Here is a 20,446-nt window from a genome sequence, read left to right as displayed (position 1 = left end):
GCGGTGCCGGTGCGTGCGGCGCCGACGCGTGCCTCGCCACGCGGCAGGGGCGACGGGGGGCCAACGGGCGTGCCCGGCAGGAGGCGTGGGCGTCCCCCACGGGCCGCCCCGGGCGGCGAGGCACGTTGCGAGAAGCCAAGCCGGCCGCGCTGCCACCAGGATGGCTTCGGGCGTCCGCCCCTGCCGGGCCGGACGCCGCCCCGCGCAGGACCGGAGGAGGCGGACGGCCGTGCCTGGACAGACGTGCGCGCCGGCCAGGGGGGCCGCGGACCCGGAGGTCCGCCGGCCCGTCCCTGCCCGCTCCGGTCCGGACACCGTCCCGCCACCGGCGCGGGCGCTCCCCGGGGCGTGGTCCGGGCGGGTGGCGACGGTCGCCGCCCGCCGGGCGCCGTACCGCACGCCTGTCGTGCCGCGCGCGCCCGTCGGTGCAGGAGAGAGGAGTTCCGGATGCTGGTGTGCGTGACGGGGGGCACCGGTTTCGTCGGCGCCCATTCGGTCGCGGCCCTGCTGCGGGCGGGCTGCCGGGTGCGCCTGCTGGTCCGGGACGAGGCCGGGGTGGGCCGGGCACTGCGGCCGCTCGGCGTCGGTCCCGGGGCGGTCGAGACGGTGGTCGGCGACGTGACCGACGAGGACGCGGTGGCCAAGGCGGTGAGCGGCGCCGAGGCGGTGCTGCACGCGGCCTCGGTGTACTCCTTCGACAGCCGGCGCGCCGACGAGATGCGGCGGACCAACGTGCGCGGCACGGAGCTGGTGCTGGCCGCCGCGCTGGCGGCCGGCGCGGAGCGGATCGTCCATGTGTCGAGCGTCGGGGCGCTGTTCCCGGCCGAGGGGCCGGTGATCCGCACGGACTCGCCGGTCGGCGCGCCCCGCGAGGTGTACCTGGCGACCAAGGCGGCCGCCGAGCAGGTGGCCCGCCGCCACCAGGCCGCCGGGGCGCCGGTGGTGACCACCTACCCGCCGGCCCTGCTCGGCCCGGACGACCCGCACCTGGGGGACCAGAACTCCCGGCTGCGCAACGAACTGCGCGGGCTGATGCCGCTCTGGCCGGCCGGCGGGCTGCCGGTCGGGGACGTCCGGGACACCGCCGCGATGCACGCGGCGCTGGTCACCGCGCCGGCCACCGGCCCGGCCCGGTACTTCGGCCCGCAGCACTACCTGACCACCCGCCAGTACGTCCGGACGGTCCGCGAGGTCACCGGGCGGCCGCTGCCGGCGATGTACCTGCCCGCCCGGGCGATGCTGCCGTTCGGGCTGCTGACCGGCGTGGTCCAGCACGCCTGGCCCTGGCACATCCCGGCCGAGTACGGGGCCGTCTACACCTGCGCGGTGGCGGTGCCGGCCGAGGGGGACGCGCCGCACGGCATCGTGCCGCGGCCGGTGGCCGAGACGATGGCGGACACCGTCCGCTGGCTGTACGAGCAGAGGTACCTGACCGGTCGCCAGGCCGGTCGCCAGGCCGGGACGCCGTCGGGCGGACCCGGGGGAGGGGGAGGACGAGGATGATCACGGAGTCCGACGCGGCCGCCGCGGCGGCGCCGGAGCGCTGGGAGCGACTGCCGGAGCGGCTCGGGTACGAGCGAACCAGGGAGAACATCACCGGACTGCTGGCCGGCAGGCCCGAGCTGTCCGCCGTCCCCGTCCCGGCCTGCCCCGGGTGGACCGTGCGGGACCTGCTCGCGCACCTCCTGGACGTCTGCCAGGGGGTGGTGAACGGGGTGCCGAGGCTGCCGCTGGAGCACCCGGATCCGGACGACGAGGCCGGCCTCGCCGAACTCCTCGACCGCTGGTCCGAGTTGTCCGCGCAGCTGCCGGACGCGTTCGAGGGGCTGCTGGGCTTCAAGATGACGATGGACATCCTTGTCCACGAGCTGGACCTGCGGCACGCGCTCGGCGTGCCGGTGCCCGCCGACCACCCCGCGTACCCCGCGTCGCTGGACCTGGTCACGCTGGGCATGGGTCTCACCGTGATCGAGCAGGGGCTGCCGGCGCTGCGCCTCGAAACTCCGGGAGCCTCCTGGGTGGTGGGCCGGGGGGAGCCCGCCGTCACCGTACGCGGGCACCGGTACGACCTCTTCCGCTCGCTCACCGGGCGGCGCACGCTCGGGCAGATCGCCCGCCTGGACTGGAGCGAGCCGCCCGAGCGGTGGCTGCCCGCCTTCACCTGGCCCCCGTTCGACCCGCCGGCGGAGCCGTTCGAGCCTATGGCGGACGGGAGTTGAACCCGACGGCCGGGCCGTCCCGCCGTGCGCCGGGCCGTCGCCCCGGCCGGGGCCGGGCCGGACCCCGCCTGACCGGACCCCGCCTGACCGGACCCCGCCCGACCGGACTTCCGCCGCGACCGGCCCGAGGCCCGGTCGCGGCGTGCCCGGACACCGGCGCGGGCCCGGATGCCCGGCCGGGGACGTACCGGGCACGTTGGGAGAAGTCCGGCGGCCCGCGGGTGCTGATCATCTGTAGGGCCGATCCGAACCGGACCGGGGACGCGCACAGTCGACGATGGAGGCTCTCATGAGTGACGCGCACGCCGGCGGGGCCGGTCTCGGCCGCCGGGCGGTCAGGATCGGGTCGATCGCCCTGCGGCACACGGGGCGGGCGGTGGGCGGGGCGGTGTTCCGCCGGGGCGAGGAGGGCACGGTCTCGGCCAGGCTCGCCGTGGCGGCGCCGGCCATGCTGACCGAACTCGGCCCGTTCTACGTCAAGGTCGGCCAACTGCTCAGCACCCGGCGGGACCTGCTGCCGGAGCGCTGGTGCGGCGAGCTGGGGCGGCTGACCGACACCGTGCCGCCGCCGTCCCGGGAGGAGCTGGCGGCCGTCCTGACCGAGGAGTTCGGGCCCGCCGAGCAGTGGCCGTTCCGCAGCTTCGACTGGGAGCCGGTCGGCAGCGGGAGCATCGCCACGGTGCACCGCGCGGTGCTGGCCGACGGCACGGTGGTCGCGGTCAAGATCCGGCGGCCCGGCATCGTCCCGGTGATGAGCGGGGACTTCCGGCTCGCCGGGGCGATGGCCCGGATGGCCGGAAAGCTCCCCGGGATGCGCCGGCTGCCGGCCGAGGAGATGCTCGGCCAGGTCGGCACGGCGGTCCTGGCGCAGGCCGATCTCGCCGCGGAACGGGCCTCGTTGACGCAGCTGCGGGCCAACCTGGCGGGGGTCAAGGGAGTCCGGCTGCCGGCGCCGGTGGAGGGCTTCGGCGGCGACCAGGTGCTGGTGATGGAGTTCCTGGACGACCTGCGGGACTTCCGTCCGGAGCCGTACAGCCCGCAGGAGCGCCGGGACGCCATGCAGCGGGTGCTGCGCACGGTGTACCAGATGCTGTTCCTGGACGGCCTGGTGCACTGCGACCTGCACCCCGGCAACCTGCGCCTGGACGCCGCGGGCGACGTCGTGATGCTGGACGCCGGGTTCGTGGTGCGGCTGCCCGACCGGGTCCGGCGGCACTTCGGCGAGTTCTTCCTCAGCATGGCGCTCGGCCAGGGCCGGCGCTGCGCCGAGATCGTGATCGAGAGTGCCGCCCGGGTGCCCGAGGACTTCGACGAGGAGGCGTTCCGGACGGCGGTGGAGCAACTGGTCGGCGACGCGTCCGCGGTCGTCGCCGCGGACTTCAACCTGGCCGCCTTCGCGCCCCGGCTGTTCAAGCTGCAGCGCAAGTTCGGCATCTTCGCGGCGGCGGAGTTCGCCTTCCCGCTGCTGTCCCTGCTGGTGCTGGAGGGGATGATCCACAGCTTCGACCCCGGGGTGGACTTCCAGGGCGAGGCGGTGCCGGTCCTGATGCAGGCCGTCGGGGAGCCGGACGGCCGGCCGGGCGACTGAGGGCCCGGCGGGATGGTCCCTGCTGACCATCCCGCCCGTCGGGGGCCGGCGCGTCCCGGTCGGTCAGGCGCCGGGGACGACGGAGGCGGTCACCTCGGACGATCTGATCGGGAGCGCCGCCTCCAACGGTTGCCAGCCGTCGAGTTCGGGCAGGGCGAGCAGGATCGGGATGTCGAGGTTGCCCGGCGGGCGGGTCATGATGTCGGCCTCCACGGCCTTGCCGCCGGAGATCACCACCGGCTTCTGGGCCGCCCCGATGAACAGGGGCTGGCGGACCATCGGGCCGGAGGCGACGGCTCTCTTCGGGACCACCGCGACCCGGACGGACCACTGGCCGTCCGGCAGGCCGATCAGCCGGTAGCTGCCGGGGCCTTCGAGGATGTCGCAGGACTTCGGCTGGCCCTCGGGGATCGATTCCTTGAAGGCGGCGACATAGATGCGGATCGGGTGGGGCGATTCGGGGACGTACACCTCGCCGTGGACGGATCCGCGGTGCGCGGCGGGGTTTCCGGGGCGCAGGGCGCTGGGGGTGGCGCTCATGCCGAGCTGGCACATCAGTCGGAACCGTGCCGGCGGGACGCCGACGCTGCGGGTGAAGCGGCTGGTGAAGGTACCTAAACTGTTGTACCCGACCATGATGGAGATGTCGGTGACGCTCACCGTGGTCTCCAGCAACAGCTTCTTGGCCATACAGAGACGGACGGCGGCGAGGAAGCGGCTGGGCGAGGTGCCGGTCAACGTGCGGAATACGCGTGAGAAGTAGAACTTGCTCAATATTGCCGTATCCGCGATATCGGTCAGTGTCAATGGTTCGTCGAACCGTTCCCACATCGTCGCGACGGCTCGCTCGACAGCGTCATGCAAGGAAGCTCTCCATTCCCCTGGGGTGGATGCCCTATTTGTGCTGCTGCATTGGCGGATTGAGCCTAGCGAGGGGGGCCGATGGACGCAACGGTGCCTTTTAGGACCGGAATTGATCATCCGTGGGCGGACGCCACCCATTGGGTGTGGAATCCGTGCGGGACGCGGACCGGGAGCGGGACGACCGCGACCGGCGGGCCGGAGAAGCGGGTCGTGTCGAGCACGATCAGCTCGCCCCGGTCGGTGCGGGCGTCGTGGACGAGGCTGAGGAGCCAGCCGTCCCCCTCGGGCGCGTGCGCCGCGCGCGGGACGAAGACCGCCCCGCCGGCCTCCCGGCCGGGTCCCAGGTCGTGGGTGTCCGTCGCCCCGGCGGCCAGGTCGTGCCGCAGCAGGGTCGGTCCGGCCAGGGCGAAGCCCTCGCCCGCCCGCAGGCCCACGGTGAAGGCGTAGCGGTGGCGGGAGCCGGCGAAGCGCTCGTCGATCCGCGGGAACTCCTGCACCCGGCCGTCGAGCCGGTGCTCGCGCACGGTGCCGTGGCGGCGGTCGACGGTCCAGCGCCACAGGGCGGGGGCGGACTCGGTCGGGTGCAGCTGGTCGCGGTCGAAGACCCGCTCGTGCCGGATCACGTCGATGACCGTCCGGTCGCCCTCCTCGTAGGCGTTGACCGGGTGGAAGACGAAGCAGGGGTCGATCTCCAGCCACAGCACGTCGGCGTCGGAGCCCTCGCGCGGCAGCAGCCCGAGCCGGGCGCCGTGGTTGTCGTCCCAGGTGTAGGGGACGCGGGAGCCGGCGGCGGCCGCCGCCGGGTCGTAGGTGACCGGCAGGTCGTAGATGATCGCGTGCCGGTCGGTCAGTGAGAAGGCGTGCACCATCGGCGTGCCCTTGACGGTGATCGGCTCGGCCCGCCGGACCTTGCCGAGCGCGTCGACGGTGAGGTGGGTGAGGTGCGGCAGGGTGTGGTCGTGGGTGAGCGCGTGCAGTTCGCCGGTGAGCGGGTCGCAGACCGGGTGGGCGGCGAACCCGGCCGGCAGGGTGCCGTCGAGGTCGATCCGGGCCAGGGTCTCCAACTCGTCGCCGATCTGGACCGGGAGCGCGCCGCCGTCGCCGAGCGCGAGGGTGCGGCCGGCGTGCCGGACCAGGCCGGCGTTGACGGTGTCGGCGAGGCCCCGGCGGGGCCCGGGGGCGGGCAGTTCGCCCAGGGCGCGGGCGACCCGGTCGCTGCGCAGCCAGCGGTTGCGGTACCACTCGGCGCGGCCGCCGCGCAGCCGCAGGCCGTGGACCATCGCGTCGCCGGCGAAGGCGTGGTCGAGCGCGGGGTCGTGCGCGCCGAGCGGGTTGGCGCCGATCCGCAGCAGGGTGCCGTCGAGCTCGGGCGGGAGCTGGCCGCGGACCGGCAGGCCGTGCTCGGTGGTCTCCTCGGTGACCGGCCGGTATCCGCCGGTCAGGAGGTGGGAGGTGGTGTGGGCGTGGGCGGTGGGCATCCGGCGTCTCCTTGCATATCGACGTTATATAACACTGTTGTGTCAAGGTTCGCGCGGCCGTGAGAGGATGTCAAGGGTGAGCCCACGTCAGATCGACCCCACGCTAGGACCGCAACTCGTGGAGGCTGCCGCGAGGTTGCTCGCGGAGGAGGGCCCGAAGGCGCTGTCCACCCGCCGGCTGGCCGCCGAGGTGGGCACCTCCACGATGGCGGTCTACACGCACTTCGGCGGCAAGGGCGACCTGGTCCGGGCGATGGTCCGGGAGGGCTTCAGCTACCTCAACCGCAGCCTCACCGAGGTCCGCGAGAGCGAGGACCCGGTCGCCGACGTGGCCGTGCTCGGCTGGGCCTACCGCCGCAACGCCCTGGAGCACCGCAACCTCTACAACGTGATGTTCGGCGGCTCCGTGCTCGGCAGCTTCTCGCTCGCCGACGAGGACCGCCAGCACGGGCGGTACACCCTGGAGACCCTGATCCGCGCCGTCGGCCGCTGCATGGAGACCGGACGGCTGCGGCCCGGCGACCCGCAGTCCGTGGCCCACCAGCTCTGGATCGCCCTGCACGGGCTGGTCACCCTCGAACTCGGCGGTTACCTGATCCCGCCGAACGACGCGGACACCTGCTTCGAGGCCCAGGTCGGCGGGCTGCTGATGGGCGCCGGCGCCGACCCGGCGCAGACCCTGGCCTCGCTGGAGCGGGCACGCGGACGGCGGACCTGAGCGCGTCGCGCCCAGGTCCGCCGAGGTGCCGCTCGGGTCAGTGCGGGGCGTTCCAGGGCGCCGTGGGCCACCAGATGTAGCCCAGCCGGCCCAGGATCCGCACGTCCCAGTACACCAGCGTGAAGACGCCGGCCACCAGGAAGGCCGCGGCCGTCACCGCCGCCACCCGGCCGGGCGAGGCCGACAGCCAGCGCTGCAGCCGTCCGCCCAGCCCGTACGTCAGCGCCACCACCAGCACCGACATCACCAGGATGTTGCCGAGCGACTGCAGGGTGAAGGCCGCGGCGCCGTACAGCGGGTTGTGCGTGGTGGCGGCGTGCCGGAAGAGATCGCGGAACAGCGGGTACGGGCGCCCGATCAGGAACCCGCCGACCAGCGCGCCCAGCACCACCATCGGCGCGTTCGGGAACCGCCGGGACAGTGGGCCCAGCGGGTCCTTGACCACGCCCGCCGCGGCCAGCCCCAGCACGATCATGGCCAGCCCGATCAGACCGAAGGCGATCATCGACTGGGCGCTGCGCGCCGAGATGGTGCCGGGCGCCGCCGTGGCCGTCGAGAACTGCGGCATCCGGGTGCCGACGAACCCGACCAGCGCGCCGTACGCGGCGGACACCGGGATCATGCCCGCCGCCATCCAGGCCAGCGGCCGTGCCGTCTGCAGGAGCTTCTCCCGGCGCGAGCCGGCCCGGCCCACCATCGGGCCCACCGCGCCGAACACGGCGATGTTGCAGGCCGTGAAGGAGCCGGCCAGGCCGGTCACGAACGCGAACAGCACGCCCGACGCGACACCCGCGATCGGTGTCTTGTGGGCGTCGTGGCCGAGCAGCGCGTTGGCCGTGTTGACGCCGATCTCGGTGTCGACCAGTTTCGAGGACCACGCGTAGGAGAGGAACAGGGCGAAAGCGGCGCTGAGCAGTACCAGGAGTCCGCGGCGGCGCGGAAAGCTCCCACTGACGAAGAGCGAGGTACGGGGGGCCTCGGTGACGGGCTCCGGCGCACGCTTGAGATCACTCACGTAGGTGTTCTTCCTCTGGAGGGGCGGTGCGGGACGGCTTGATTCTGGGGGGGCCGGAGCCGCCGCGGCTTCTTCCGTCGTGCTCTCGGCTGGGCACGTTCGAAGTAGACGGCCCTTCGGGCGGACCGCAAGGATTTCGGTTGGAGAGCTGCGCCCAATAGCAGCTCCGATCCCCGGAGGAAAAAACATGACGGGTTCCTGGCGTGCGCTCAGGCGCCGCATTCTGACCCCAGATCATTCGGAAACACTGCTTTCCAAGCGGGGCTTCCACGAGAAGAGCGCGGAATCCAGGGACCTCCTGGAGACGGTCGGCGCGACCTTTCTCACCGGCTACGCCTACGTGATGGAGGCGCGGACGGTCGCCGACGCCGAGACCCGGTTGGAGGGGATTCCCGAGCAATTCCGGGGATTCGCCTACGAGGGCGCCGGAATGGGCGCCGCGATGCTGGACGGCCTCGGCCTCGGCAACGGCCGCAAGGTGGCCGACCTGCTCGCCGGCCGCGGCCGCCACCACAGCTACATGGTCTACGTCGGCGTGGGCTGGGCGATGGCCCGGCTGCCGCGGTTCCGGTGGGCGGCGGTCAGCCCGCCGGACCCGCTGCTGCGCTGGCTGGTGCTGGACGGCTACGGGTTCCACCAGGCGTACTTCCACACCCGCAAGTACGTGCACGAGCACTACCAGGAGCGCGGCTTCCCGTGGCCGAAGGGCGGCCCGGCCGGCTACTCGGACCGTGCGCTCGACCAGGGCATCGGCCGCGCCATGTGGTTCGTCGGCGGCTCCGCCCCCGACGTGGTGGCCGACCTGATCGACCGGTTCCCCGAGTCCCGCCGGCAGGACCTCTACAGCGGCGCCGGGCTGGCCGCGACGTACGCGGGCGGCGGCGACGAGTCCGAGCTGCAGGTCTTCCTGCGGCGGGCCGGCCGGCACCGCCCGCAGGTCGCCCAGGCCTCCGCCTTCGCCGCCACCGCGCGGGTGGAGGCCGGCCTGGTCACCCCGCACACCGAACTCGCGGCGCGGTTCTTCTGCGACCTGACGCCGCAGCAGGCGGCCGCGCTGTGCGACAAGGCCCGGCCCGTCCCGGTGGTGGACGGCGCGGTGCCCGCGTACGAGGTGTGGCGCCGGCGGATCGCCGAACAGCTGGTCGCCCAGGGCGACGTGGTCGCATGAGCGCCCCCGACGCCGCGCGCACCCGGGCCCGGCGGCTCCCGCCCGGCCCGCCGGCCCGCCGGGCCCCGGCCCTGCTGGCCAGCATGGCGCGCGACCGGCTCACCGTGATGACCTCGGCGGCGCTGCGCTACGGCGACGCCGTCCGGCTGCCGCTGGGCCCGAAGACGCTGTTCTTCTTCAACCACCCGGACCACGCCAAGCGGGTGCTGGCCGACAACGCGGCCAACTACCACAAGGGGATCGGCCTGGTGCACGCCCGCCGGGCGCTCGGCGACGGGCTGCTGACCAGCGAGGGTGAGCTGTGGCGCACCCAGCGCAAGGTCATCCAGCCGGTCTTCCAGCCGCGCCGGATCAACCGGCAGACCGGGGTGATCGCGGAGGAGGCGGCCAAGCTGGTCGCCCGGCTGCGGGCCCGCGCCGGCACCGGCCCGGTCGACATCCGGGAGGAGATGACCGGGCTCACCCTGGGCATCCTCGGCCGCACCCTGCTCGACGCGGACCTGGGCGCCTACGAGTCCATCGGGGAGTCCTTCGAGGTCGTCCAGGACCAGGCGATCTTCGAGATGATGTCGCTCAGCGCCGTCCCGTCCTGGCTGCCGCTGCCCCAGCAGCGCAAGTTCCGCCGGGCCCGGGCCGACCTGGAGCGGATCACGGCGGCGCTGGCCGCCGAACGCGCCGCCAACCCCGGCGAGGACGGCGACGACGTGCTCTCCCGCCTGATCGAGGCGACCGCCGCCGAACCGGACGAGGCCGTCCGCCGGCAGCGGATGCGCGACGAGCTGGTGACCCTGCTGCTGGCCGGGCACGAGACCACCGCCTCCACCCTCAGCTGGACCTTCACCGAGCTCGACCAGCACCCGCTGGTGTGGCAGAAGGTGCACGACGAGGTGGTGAGCGTGCTGGGGGACCGCCAGCCGACCCCCGAGGACCTGCACCGGCTGACCTACACCTCGATGGTGCTGGAGGAGGTGATGCGGCTCCACCCGCCGGTCTGGATCCTGCCCCGCAAGGCGCAGCAGGAGGACGAGATCGGCGGGTTCCACGTGCCGGCCGGCGCCGAGGTGCTGATCTGCCCGTACACGCTGCACCGCCACCCCGAGTTCTGGGAGGCGCCGGACCGCTTCGACCCGGAGCGGTTCGCGCCGGACCGCGCGGGCGGCCGGCACCGGTACAGCTACATCCCGTTCGGCGCCGGCCCGCGCTACTGCGTGGGCAGCAGCCTGGGTCTGCTGGAGGCGACGGTGGTGATCGCGGCCGTCGTCCGTGAGCTGAAGCTGGCGAAGGCCCCGGGCCACGTGGTCCGGCCGGAGCCGATGCTGACCCTGCGGGTCCAGGGCGGTCTGCCGATGACCGTGCACCCGGTCGACTGACCCGGTCCCGCCCATGAAGGAGCCCCCCGGCCGGGTGCACGGCCGGGGGGCTCCTTCAGGGGCGGGGCGGTCGGTCAGTCGTCCAACCGGTGGAAGCCGCCCGCGAAGTAGAGCAGCGGGTCGTCGGCCGGCCCGCGGCCGATGTCCAGCACCGAGCCGAGGAAGATCGAGTGGTCGCCGCCGTCGTACTCGGCGGTCAGCTCGCACTCCAGCCAGGCCTGCGCCCCGACCAGCACGGGTGCCCCGGTGAACCGGCCGGGGACCGTCTCCACGGCCTCGAACTCCTGGGCGCCGCGGGGCCGGTGGCGGTCCGCGAAGTGCCGGGCCGCCTTCTCCTGGGTGCCCGAGAGCACCGAGACGGCGAAGGCCTGCTCGGCCAGGATGGTCTCGTGCACGGCGGCGGTCCGCAGCACGCAGACCAGGATCACCGCCGGGTCCAGCGAGACCGAGGTGAACGAGTTGGCGGTCATCCCCCGGGGGGCGGTCCGGCCGGCCGTGAGCACGGTGACCCCGGTGGCGAACCTCCCCAGCACGCCGCGCAGTTCGCCCCGGTCGTGGGCGGGGCGCGGGTGCCGGCCGGGCCGGGCGGCCGGGGGGCCGCCCGCGGGCAGTCTGTCGGTCGAGGTCATCGGCTACGCCTCGCTCGGGACGGGGACGGGCTGCCCGGCGGCCCGTGCGGCGGCGCCGGCCGGCACCGCCGCGAACGGCTCCAGGGCAAGGCGCAGCTGCTCCGGGACCCTGGTCGGCCGGGTGTCGTTGTTCGGCCCGCGCATGCACGCGACCCGCTGCTGACCCCGGGCGACCAGCTCCTCGCCGCCGCCGGCGGGCAGCCGGACGTAGTCGAAGGCGAAGCCGATCTGGGTCTGGGTGAGGTCCTGCAGCCGCATCCGGATCGACAGCTCGTCGAAGGCGGTGATCTCCGCGAAGAACTCGCAGTCCACCTTGAGGGTGAACAGCTTCAGGTCGTCGCGGATGTCCGCCAGCACCTCGGGGGCCAGCTCCCGCAGGAACATCTCCCGGCAACGTCCCTGCCAGCGCAGGTAGTTGACGTAGTACACATTGCCGACCAGGTTGGTCTCCTCGAAACCGACGAGGTGGCGGTACTCGTAGAACGGCTGCATGCTCAGTCCTCGCTTTCCGACATCAGGGCGAACATCACCGGCACGTCGACCCCGTGCAGGGCCGTCGGGAAGGTCGCGATCAGCGCCTGGCCGGACCGCAGCATCACCCAGCGCTCCGGCACGTCCGGCGCCTCGGCCAGCGTCAGGCCGGCCAGCGCACGGCCGTTCTTGCGCAGGCACTCGGTCGCGCCCCAGACCCGGGCCGCCGCGGGGGAGAGCTCCTCGCCCTGCTCGGTGGCCAGCAGCTCGGCCAGGGCGAAGCCGTCCGGGCCGAGCAGTGCGGCCCAGTCGGCCGCCGAGCGGTCCGTCACGGGCTCCACGTCGCAGCCCACCGGGCCCGCCCCGAGCACCGTGAAGGTGACGCCCGCGCCGTGCGAGGAGGACACCCGGCCGGCGTCGATCTCCGGCCGGCCGTCCGGGCGGTAGCGCACCGGCGTCTGCTGCCCGAGCGCCCAGGCGACGGCGGCCGCCGTCCGCTCCCGCCGCTCCGCCACGCCCTCCGCGGGCCGGTAGCCGTCCGGCAGGACGACCCCCCGCAGGGGCGTGCCCAGCAGCGTCTCGGCGCGGCGCTCCAGGTAGCCGCCGAGCAGCGCGGGGTGCCAGGGGCCGGTGCCGTCCTGCTTGCGCACCGCCCGCAGCTCCAGGCCCTCCCAGCGCTCGACCAGCAGGCCCGCCTGGTCGCGCACGTCGAGGTCGTACAGATAGGTGTCACCGTCGCGGGAGCGCTCGACGGCGTGCAGGGTGACCTGCTTGTCGGTCGCCCCGTTCGCCGGCGCGGCCAGGTGCAGCCGCCGGACGCTGACCGGGAGCAGGGTGGCGTCCGGGACGCAGGCCTGGATCGAGTGCATCAGCGCGTCCCGGGTGCCCGGGTCGGCCAGCACCATGCCGTCCGGCAGGTAGCCGGCGAACCAGGGTGCGGTCGAGGCGGTGGCGATCTCCGCGACGCAGCCCTTGGCGGCCAGCTCCCGGTAGCCGAGCAGGCGCTGGAAGCGTCCGCCCTGGAAGAGCACCGGGCCGTAGAGGTCACGGGCCGGGTCCAGCGGCACCCGCGGGGCGTCCTCGGCGACCGGCCGGGGGCCGGCGTCCTCGGGAGCCGGGGCGCCGAAGCGCAGGGTCGCCCGGAAGTGGTCCGCCAGGAAGCCGGTCTCGCTGCTGCGGATCACCGCCTGGACGGTCCCGGCCTCCTTGGCCAGCACCGCGACCCGCACGGTGGTGGTGCCCCCGACCGGGACGACGATCGGCCGCAGGAACTCCATGTCCTCCAGCGTCGGCACGCCCGGCAGCCCGAGCAGGGCCGAGCCGGCCTGCGACATCGCCTCCATGCCCAGCACGGCGGGGAAGAGCAGGTCCCCGTCGAGCAGGTGGTCGGAGAGGTAGGGGTCGCCGGCCGCGGAGAGGTCCGCGTCGGCCACCAGCTCGATGCCCGGGTAGTACGCCTGCGGCCGCTCCAGGAAGCGCAGCAGCGGCAGTTCGCGCCGGCCGAGGTCGAGCGTGGGCAGGCCGCCGGCCCGGCCCATCACGACCATCGCGGTGGGCGCGGCCGGGTCGGCGAGCAGCTGCTTGAGCAGCGCGACGCCCTGCTCGGTCGGGATCGGCTCGATGCCCTCGCGGATCAGCGCCTCCAGCACGCCGAGCCGCTCGCCCATCCCGGCCCCCGACCACACCGACCACTCCAGGGCCAGGCAGCGGCAGTCCGGATAGTCCTCCTGCACCCGCAGGGTCAGGTCGGTGAGCCAGTCGTTGGCGGTGGCGTAGTCCGCCTCACCGCGCAGGCCGGCCCGGCCGATGATGGAGCCGAAGGTGACCAGCAGCCGCAGCGAGGCCGGGTCGGTCGCGGCCAGCACGTTCTCCAGGCCGGTGATCTTGGTGGCCAGGGTGCGCCGGAACGAGGACTCGTCCAGGTTGGCGAGGCCGTGCGGCTCGTTGCGGCCGGCGCCGTGCAGCACGGCGGTGACCGGCCCGAGCGCGGTGCGGATCTCGCTGACCGCGTCCTTGACCTCGTCGGCGGAGGTGACGTCGGCCCGCGCGTAGTGGAACGCCACGCCCGCGGCCGTCATCCGCTCCAGGTTCGCCGCCAGCTCGGCGTCCTGCGCCGGGTCCGAGCGGCCCAGCAGGCCGATCGAGGCGCCGGTGTCGAGCGCGAGCTCCAGGGCGCACTCGGCGGTGATGCCCTTGCCGCCGCCGGTCACCAGCAGCACGTCGGTGCCGTCCAGCGCCGGGCGTCCGGCCCCGTCGGCGGCGGGTGCCAGCGGCCGCAGCACCGGGACCCGGCGCACGCCCTCCCGGTCGTAGTGGATCTCGGCGAAGCCGGAGGTCCCGGCGACGTCCGCGGCGATCCGCGTGCTCAGCTCCCGCGCGGCGGCGTCCGCCAGGTCGTCCGGCAGCGGCAGGGTGACCAGCGTGGTGGTGACCCCGGGGGCCTCCAGGTGCAGGGTCTTGGCCAGGCCCGCCGCACCGCGGCGGTCGCCGACCGCGACGAACCGGCCGCCGCCGCCCGTGGACAGCGCGGCCCGCGCGGCGCTCAGCATCAGCGCCGCGTGCTCCTGCCCGCAGTCCCGCGGCAGGCAGAGCAGCACCCCGCCGCCCAGGCCGGCCGCGTCCAGCGAACGGCGCAGCGCCTCCGCCAGCGGGTGCCGCTCCGGGGCGAAGAGCTGCCACCGGCCGGGCGTCTGCCCGGGCCGGGCCGGCGCCGCCGCCGGGGCCGGGACGAGGTCGACGGCGAACGCCCGGACCCAGGGCGCGACGCCGGTCGCGATCCGCGGCGCCTCCTCGCTGCCGTTCGCAGTCTCGGCCAACTCGTCCAGCATCCCGGCGAGTTCACCCAGGGTGGAGGTCGCGAAGGCGGAGGTGACCATCGGGGCGGAGATGCCGAGCTCCTGCGCCGCCTGGTTCATGATCTGGCCGACCGTGATCGAGCTCAGGTGCAGCTCGTCCAGCGGGTTGATGCCCGGGTTGACCGCCTCGATGGGCAGTTCGGCCCGGTCGGCGGCCAGCTTCAGCAGCACCTCCAGGCTGCCGGCGCCCGGCTCGGCGGTGGCCGGGGCCGTGGCCGTTGCCGTGGCCGGGGCGGCCGTCGTGGCGACGGCGGCCGGCGCCGCGGGCAGCGCCTCGCGCCGCACGCCCGCGAAGGAGAAGTCCCCCTCGGGGGCCGACTCGGCGGGGCTGGCGAAGAAGCGGAACTCCTTGTCCAGCGGCAGCGGCCGGGTGAACCGGTCGCGGAACAGCTCCGCGTGCCGGACGGGCGCGCCCAGCGCGAACGCCGCCGCCACCGCGCCGAGCAGGCCGGCCAGCGAGGCGCTGTCCGACTCCAGCGAGACGGTCGGCACCGACGGCGCGATCTCGCCCGCCAGCCCGCGCAGCACCCGCCCGGGGCCGACCTCGACCAGCAGGTCGACGTCGGAGGCCAGCGCCCGGACGGCCTCGTCGAAGCGCACCGGGTCCAGCACCTGCCGGGTGAGCAGCTCCACCACGTCCACCTCGGGCGGGAGTTCGCCGCCGGTGACGGTGGAGAGCATCCGACCGGTCAGCGGGGCGAAGGCCTCGGTCGCCAGGTGGGCCCGGAGCCCCTCGGCGGCCGGGGCCACCGCCTCCGAGTGGAAGGCGTGCGACACGTTGATCCGGGCGGTGCCGAGTCCGGCGGCGGCGGCCTTGGCGCAGACCCGCTCCACCGCCGCGACCGGCCCGGAGACGACGGTCTGCGCGGGGCTGTTGTAGCCCGCGATCACCACCGGCTCGCCCGCCAGCAGCGGTTCGACCAGCGCGGCCTCGGCCGCGATGCCCGCCATCGTCCCGCCGCCGTCACTGGCGTCCGCCATGATCCGGCCGCGGGCGGCGGCGGTCCGCAGCAGCGCGGCCTCGTCCATGGCGCCGGCCCAGTGCAGGGCGGTCACCTCGCCGAGGCTGTGCCCGGCGGCGCCGACGGCCTCGATGCCGAGGGCGGACAGCACCCGCAGCCCGGCGACGGAGGCGGTGACGATCCGCGGCTGCGCCACGGCGGTGGCGACCAGGTCGCCCTCGGCGGGCTGGGCGTGGGTGCGGTACAGCTCGTCCACGGTGGCGAAGCGCTTGCGGAGCGCGCCGCCGTCGCCCCGTCGCCCGGCGCCCTGGCCGGGGAAGAGGAAGCCGATCCGCGGGTCCGTCCCGGCGTTGCCGAGGTACACCCCGCCGTTCGGGTCCAGCACCGAGCGGGCGCCGGAGTCCAGCAGGGACAGCAGCTTGGTGAAGCGCTGCTCCGCCTGCTCGGGGTCGGCGACGACCACGGCGGCACGGAACCGGCGGTCGGCGAGGTCGCCCTGCAGCGTGGCGGCCAGGTCGCCGAGTTCGGCGAAGGACAGCCGGGGGGTGAGCCCCGCGAGGGTGGCCACCTTGCCGCGCAGCTCGGCCATCCCGTCGGCGTCCAGGAGCAGCAGTTCGACGTCCTGCCGGGAGGCGACGAGCCGGCGGGTGGTCGACCCGACGCCGGTCTTGCGGACCCCGTCGGCGTGCTCGACCACCACGTGCGCGTTGATGCCGCCGAAGCCCATCGAGGAGACGCCGGCCCGGATCGGCGCGTCCGCCGGCCACAGCTCGGCCTGGTCGGGCACCCGCAGGGCGGGCCGCTCGCCGGTCAGCTCCGGGTGCGGGTCGTGGTGGCTGGTGGCCGGGGGGATCACCTGGTGGCGCACCGCGAGGATGGCCTTGAGCAGGCCGGCCACGCCGGCCGCCGCCTTGGTGTGGCCGAAGTTGCCCTTGACGGTGCTGATCGCGGCGGGCGGCGCGTCCGGGTCGGCCGCGCGGCGGGCCTCGGTGAAGGCGCGCAGCTCGGTGGCGTCCCCGACCGCGGTCCCGGTGCCGTGGCCCTCGAAGTACGAGACCGTCTCGATGCCGAACCCGGCCGTGGCGTAGGCCCGCTGGAGGGCGAGCCGGTGCCCGCTGGCCTCGGGGCGGGTGATGCCGCCCTTGCCGTCCGAGGAGTAGCCCCAGCCGGCGATCGACGCGTAGCGGAACCGCCCCTCGGCCCGCGCGTCCTGGTCGCGCATCAGGACGAGCATGCCGCAGCCCTCGCCGGGCCAGAAGCCGTTGGAGCCCTTGTCGTAGACCTTCATCTCGCCGGTGGCCAGCGCGCCGGTCTTGGCGAAGCCGATCACCTCGAAGGGGTCGATGCTGAGGTCCACGCCGCCGACGATCGCGACGTCCAGCCGCCCGTCGACCAGCGCGTCGCAGGCGGTGGCGACCGACAGCAGCGAGGAGGAGCAGGCGCCGTCGACGGTGAACCCGCCGCCCTTGAAGTCGAAGTGGTTGCAGATCCGGCCGGCGATGGTGTTGGCGAGCCCGCCGGCCAGGGTGTCCTCGCCGATCGGCGGGAACGGGCTCTTGTAGCGCTCCTCCAGCCCCTCCAGGAAGCCGGCCAGCGAGGCGTCGTCCCAGCCCTGCTCGCGCAGGGCCGCGCCGACCGTGCGCCGCACGTACGGCCAGCGCAGCCGCATCAGGTTGGCCCGGCTGAACTCGCCGGTGAGGGTGTTGCCGATGATGACGCCGGTGTTGGCGTCGGCGAGACCGGCGCCGAGCGGGAACCCGGCGTCCTCCAGGGCCCGGGCGGCGGTGTCGAGCGCCAGCCAGTGCGTCATGTCGGTGGCGCGGAAGGTCGAGCCGGCGACCCGGTGCTTGACCCGGTCGAACTCGAAGCCCTCGATCACCGCGGCCTTGGCGGAGTAGAACTTGTCCGGCGCGGACGGGTCCGGGTCGTAGTAGTCCTCGGCCCGCATCCGCTCGTCCGGCAGCCGGCGGAACGCCCGGCGGCCGGTGAGCACGTTCTGCCAGAGCTGGTCCGGCGAGTCGGCGTCGGGGTAGCGGCAGGCGACGCCGACGACGGCTATCCCTGTCGGTTTGGCGGGGTTGGTGGTCATGCGGCCATCGCCTCGGATCCGGTCTGTTTGCCAAGCTCGGCGGCGATGCTGTCGCCGAGTCCGGTCCCGTTCGCCTTGGCGGCCCGGGACCGCTTGATCAGGTGCGCCACCCACCAGCCGGCCCCGCGCAGCCCGCAGACCACGGTGACCGCGAAGAACAGGGTGTAGACGACGTTGAAGAGCATCAGGACGCCGTAGACCATGGCGACCCAGGAGCCGAACATGAACTGGTTGCGGGCCTTGGACGGGGTGGTGCCCGGGTCGCTGATCATGTAGTTGGTGAACAGCACGAAGGCCACGCCGCTCATCGGGCCGAGCGCCGAGAAGATGGCGACGTCCCAGACCCAGTGCCGGATCAGGGCCTGGATCACGAACCCGCCGAGCCAGCCGACGATCAGCGCGACCTTCTTGGTCAGCAGCGCGTTGATCACGGTGCCGGAGGTGACGATGATCAGCGGGATGGCCACCCGGAAGAAGGTGTTGGCGTTCTCGGTGAACTCGTACGGCGGGGCGATGCTCACCCAGGAGCCGTAGCAGACCAGGGTGACGGTGATGCCGAAGTTGGACGGGTTCATGAAGTGCCGCATCCGGCCGGCGACCGGTGCCTGCAGCGCGTGCTTGCCGGCCACGCCGACGAAGGTGGCGAAGAGCACCGGGAGGATCTGGTCGTTCGCGTAGAGCAGCATGTTCGCGGCCAGCGCGGTGATGTGCGAGGGCAGCAGGAACTCGTACATGCCGCGCATCCCGTTGCCGAGGAAGCGCGGGGTGCGGCGCTGCGCCCAGGCGCTGAGGACCTCGAAGACGATCTCGGTGAAGTACGCGGTCAGCACCGCGATGATCGGCCAGAGCCAGGGCTGCTCGAAACCGAGCAGGGTGTAGCCGAAGGCGTTGAAGACCGAGATGGAGATCGCGAAGTTGCGCAGCGCGAGGTAGCGCGGGTCCTTCGCGGCGGGGGGCGCGGTGGCGGGCACGGGCACGGGCTTGGGCGCCGTGCGGGGGGTCACGGGACTCATCGGTTCGGAACCTCCTGGGCGTCACTGGTCAGCAGCAGCGAGTGGGTGCCGGGCCGCAGCTGCTCGGTCTTCTCGTGCATGGCGCCGGAGGTGTCCCGCCAGCAGAGCTCCACGGTGACCGGGCCGTCGTAGGCGGCGAGGCCGAAGTGCACGTCGAAGCTGCGGTACCCGCCGTGGCCGCTGCCCCCGTCCAGCTGGGACACCCGGGTGCCGTCCGGCGTGGTGATCTTGACGGTGGCGCCGTAGGCGGGGGTGCCGGTGTTGGTGATGCCCTGGCCGGCCGTGCTCTCGCCGGACGGGCGGTACAGCCGCAGGTTGAGGAAGTTGCCGGGCTTGGGAGCCTGGTTGGCGTAGAAGGCCGGCGGCCCCCACTGGCGGGCGACGGCGAAGTCCAGCAGGCCGCTGCCGGTGGTGTCCCCGGTGGCGATGGCACGGGTCGGGGTGGGTACCGCGAGACCCAGCTGCTTGCTGATGTTGGCGAAGGTGCCGCTCGGCGTCCGGGCGTAGAAGGCGAGCGCGTCGTCGCCGGCCAGGTCGTCGCCGGGCTGGACGTTGGGCCACATCGCCGGGTTGGAGAGCAGGTCGTCGTTGGTCATGGCCATCTCCTGCAGCCAGGGCCACCGGTCGATGTTGCCCTTGACGAAGCCGTCGGCCTGGAGGATGGCGAGATCGCCGTCGTTGCGGAAGTCGGCCATCTTGGTGTCCCAGCCCCAGCCGGTCCACGCGACGCCGTGCTCGCGGGCCTCCTGGGTGAACGGCGCGACGCCGTCCTCCAGCTGCCGCTTCATGTCGGCGTTGTCCTTGGCCTGGTTCACCCAGAGGAAGTTGGACTCCTCCAGGCCCCAGGCCGCGGTGATGTTGCTGACCATCATGTCGAAGCTGCCGTTGTTGTTGATGTCGGCGAAGTCGACGCCCATGCCCTTGAACGAGCCCTTGCCGAGCACGAAGGACTTGGGGGTGGTCGCGTCCCGCCGGCCGGTGGCCTCGATGAACTTGATCCGGCCCGGGGTGGACTGGTTGTGCAGCAGGTGCGCGTGGCCGAAGTCGTTGGCGATGTAGAGGTCCGGGCGGCCCTGGCCGGTGAGGTCGGCGCCCGCGATGGCCAGCGTCCAGCCGGTGGAGGCGTCGAAGGGGATGGCGTCCCGCTCCTCGACGAAGGTGACGTCCGGCTCGGGGCCGGCGCTGGCCTGCGCCCAGCGCAGCACGTGGTCGCCGCCGGCGTTCTTGGCGCTGGAGAGCGACTCGTTCATCTCGACGTTGTTCAGGCCGTTCGGGTCGAGCACGTCCGAGTCGGGGAAGTAGTTCCCGATCACGATCGACGGGTGGCCGCTGCCGTCCAGGTCGCCGACGTAGGCCGCGTCGGTGTTCCAGCGGGGGCCGTGGTACCGGCCGTCGAGGGACTGCGAGGGCACCACCTCGCGCGGTGTGTAGCTGCTGGGCGAGAGGGTGCCGGCGTCCGAGTTGGCCAGGAAGACCACCGGGGTGCGGCCCCAGTAGGTGGCCAGCAGGTCGGTGCGGCCGTCGCCGTTGAAGTCACCGGGGGTGCAGCCGGTCGGCGCCATGGTCTTGTCCATCGGCAGCGGCGCGGCGTCCAGCACGAACGGGGTGAAGCGGTCGGCCTGGCGGGCCGTGGGGGTGTACGTCACCACGATCTGGTCGGTCCTGGTGTCGACGATGCACATGCCGTCGGCCAGGCCGTGACCGGTCAGGTCGTTGATGGCGATGCCGGCGCCGACCGACGAGATCCAGGAGCGGATCTTGTGGTACGCCGGGTTCACCACCCGGACGGTGTTCATCGGCTGGGACTCGTACCCGGGAGGCAGCGCGATCGGCATCTCCTGGAACTTGTACTGGGTGGCGACCTCGTCGCCCCCGGCCACCGCCACCCCGTCCCTGACGGCGAAGAACAGCGAGGTGGCCACCACCACCGTCGCCACTCCCGGAATCATTCTACGAATTCGCTCGCGATACAACGCATTCCCCTCTCCATGCAGGCATTCCGTGCAG

At 73.8% G+C, this 20,446-nt stretch carries 14 protein-coding genes; 6 read left to right on the top strand and 8 right to left on the bottom strand.

Going from position 1 to position 20,446, the window contains the following annotated elements; translation table 11 throughout:
- The first annotated feature begins 459 nt into the window (after positions 1-459).
- The 3 genes from IE329_RS17825 to IE329_RS17815 all read left to right on the top strand — a co-directional run bounded on the left by IE329_RS17825 (position 460) and on the right by IE329_RS17815 (position 3,807).
- Complete coding sequence (locus tag IE329_RS17825) at positions 460-1,503, top strand: NAD-dependent epimerase/dehydratase family protein (protein WP_229927533.1); 1,044 nt, start codon at positions 460-462, stop codon at positions 1,501-1,503.
- Positions 1,500-2,219 (top strand): maleylpyruvate isomerase family mycothiol-dependent enzyme, encoded by a 720-nt coding sequence (locus tag IE329_RS17820; protein WP_190211882.1) that lies wholly within the window; start codon positions 1,500-1,502, stop codon positions 2,217-2,219. Before IE329_RS17825 ends, IE329_RS17820 begins: the two co-directional genes overlap by 4 nt.
- A 289-nt stretch (positions 2,220-2,508) precedes the next feature.
- Entirely contained in the window at positions 2,509-3,807 is a 1,299-nt protein-coding gene (locus IE329_RS17815; RefSeq protein ID WP_190211881.1) for an ABC1 kinase family protein, read from the top strand.
- Positions 3,808-3,870: 63 nt separating this feature from the next.
- On the opposite strand, the gene IE329_RS17810 is transcribed toward IE329_RS17815, so the two are convergent.
- Positions 3,871-4,638 (bottom strand): helix-turn-helix transcriptional regulator, encoded by a 768-nt coding sequence (locus IE329_RS17810; RefSeq protein WP_268257290.1) that lies wholly within the window; start codon positions 4,636-4,638, stop codon positions 3,871-3,873.
- A 146-nt stretch (positions 4,639-4,784) separates the two neighbouring features.
- A complete protein-coding gene (locus IE329_RS17805) occupies positions 4,785-6,149 on the bottom strand; it encodes a carotenoid oxygenase family protein (RefSeq protein ID WP_190211879.1) in 1,365 nt (454 codons plus the stop codon).
- Positions 6,150-6,225: 76 nt separating this feature from the next.
- Here IE329_RS17805 and IE329_RS17800 point away from each other — a divergent pair, with 76 nt between their 5' ends.
- Entirely contained in the window at positions 6,226-6,867 is a 642-nt protein-coding gene (locus IE329_RS17800) for a TetR/AcrR family transcriptional regulator (protein ID WP_190211878.1), read from the top strand.
- A gap of 37 nt (positions 6,868-6,904) precedes the next feature.
- On the opposite strand, the gene IE329_RS17795 is transcribed toward IE329_RS17800, so the two are convergent.
- A complete protein-coding gene (locus tag IE329_RS17795; protein WP_190211877.1) occupies positions 6,905-7,882 on the bottom strand; it encodes a hypothetical protein in 978 nt (325 codons plus the stop codon).
- Positions 7,883-8,069: 187 nt separating this feature from the next.
- On the opposite strand from IE329_RS17795, the gene IE329_RS17790 reads away from it, so the two are divergent.
- Positions 8,070-9,050, top strand: coding sequence for a DUF1702 family protein (locus IE329_RS17790; RefSeq protein WP_190211876.1), 981 nt, complete (start codon positions 8,070-8,072; stop codon positions 9,048-9,050).
- The gene (locus IE329_RS17785; protein ID WP_190211875.1) at positions 9,047-10,420 is read left to right on the top strand and encodes a cytochrome P450; all 1,374 of its coding nucleotides are present in this window, start codon (positions 9,047-9,049) and stop codon (positions 10,418-10,420) included. The genes IE329_RS17790 and IE329_RS17785 overlap by 4 nt, the downstream gene beginning before the upstream one ends.
- 74 nt (positions 10,421-10,494) lie before the next feature.
- On the opposite strand, the gene IE329_RS17780 is transcribed toward IE329_RS17785, so the two are convergent.
- The 5 genes from IE329_RS17780 to IE329_RS17760 are packed head-to-tail and all read right to left on the bottom strand — an operon-like array spanning position 10,495 to position 20,388.
- Positions 10,495-11,049: a flavin reductase family protein gene (locus IE329_RS17780; RefSeq protein WP_190211874.1), complete on the bottom strand. Its 555-nt coding sequence runs from the start codon at positions 11,047-11,049 to the stop codon at positions 10,495-10,497.
- Positions 11,050-11,052: 3 nt separating this feature from the next.
- Positions 11,053-11,541: an acyl-CoA thioesterase gene (locus tag IE329_RS17775; RefSeq protein ID WP_190211873.1), complete on the bottom strand. Its 489-nt coding sequence runs from the start codon at positions 11,539-11,541 to the stop codon at positions 11,053-11,055.
- A gap of 2 nt (positions 11,542-11,543) precedes the next feature.
- Positions 11,544-17,426: a type I polyketide synthase gene (locus tag IE329_RS17770; RefSeq protein ID WP_190211872.1), complete on the bottom strand. Its 5,883-nt coding sequence runs from the start codon at positions 17,424-17,426 to the stop codon at positions 11,544-11,546.
- Entirely contained in the window at positions 17,423-18,439 is a 1,017-nt protein-coding gene (locus IE329_RS17765) for an enediyne biosynthesis protein (protein ID WP_229927531.1), read from the bottom strand. The genes IE329_RS17770 and IE329_RS17765 overlap by 4 nt, the downstream gene beginning before the upstream one ends.
- Positions 18,436-20,388, bottom strand: coding sequence for a CRTAC1 family protein (locus tag IE329_RS17760; protein WP_190211871.1), 1,953 nt, complete (start codon positions 20,386-20,388; stop codon positions 18,436-18,438). Before IE329_RS17760 ends, IE329_RS17765 begins: the two co-directional genes overlap by 4 nt.
- Positions 20,389-20,446: the final 58 nt, after the last annotated feature.

It is taken from the genome of Kitasatospora indigofera, assembly GCF_014655955.1.
Taxonomy (GTDB): Bacteria; Actinomycetota; Actinomycetes; order Streptomycetales; family Streptomycetaceae; genus Kitasatospora; species Kitasatospora indigofera.
The sequence above is the reverse complement of the archived record's forward strand: the minus strand, read 5'-3'. Positions and strand labels throughout refer to the sequence as shown.

Coding starts and splice junctions, on each gene's coding strand:
- IE329_RS17805 (WP_190211879.1), bottom strand. CDS start 6,149: ATGCCCACCGCCCACGCCCACACCACCTCCCACCTCCTGACCGGCGGA.
- IE329_RS17775 (WP_190211873.1), bottom strand. CDS start 11,541: ATGCAGCCGTTCTACGAGTACCGCCACCTCGTCGGTTTCGAGGAGACC.
- IE329_RS17810 (WP_268257290.1), bottom strand. CDS start 4,638: ATGTGGGAACGGTTCGACGAACCATTGACACTGACCGATATCGCGGAT.
- IE329_RS17765 (WP_229927531.1), bottom strand. CDS start 18,439: ATGAGTCCCGTGACCCCCCGCACGGCGCCCAAGCCCGTGCCCGTGCCC.
- IE329_RS17770 (WP_190211872.1), bottom strand. CDS start 17,426: ATGACCACCAACCCCGCCAAACCGACAGGGATAGCCGTCGTCGGCGTC.
- IE329_RS17780 (WP_190211874.1), bottom strand. CDS start 11,049: ATGACCTCGACCGACAGACTGCCCGCGGGCGGCCCCCCGGCCGCCCGG.
- IE329_RS17790 (WP_190211876.1), top strand. CDS start 8,070: ATGACGGGTTCCTGGCGTGCGCTCAGGCGCCGCATTCTGACCCCAGAT.
- IE329_RS17785 (WP_190211875.1), top strand. CDS start 9,047: ATGAGCGCCCCCGACGCCGCGCGCACCCGGGCCCGGCGGCTCCCGCCC.
- IE329_RS17815 (WP_190211881.1), top strand. CDS start 2,509: ATGAGTGACGCGCACGCCGGCGGGGCCGGTCTCGGCCGCCGGGCGGTC.
- IE329_RS17820 (WP_190211882.1), top strand. CDS start 1,500: ATGATCACGGAGTCCGACGCGGCCGCCGCGGCGGCGCCGGAGCGCTGG.
- IE329_RS17760 (WP_190211871.1), bottom strand. CDS start 20,388: ATGATTCCGGGAGTGGCGACGGTGGTGGTGGCCACCTCGCTGTTCTTC.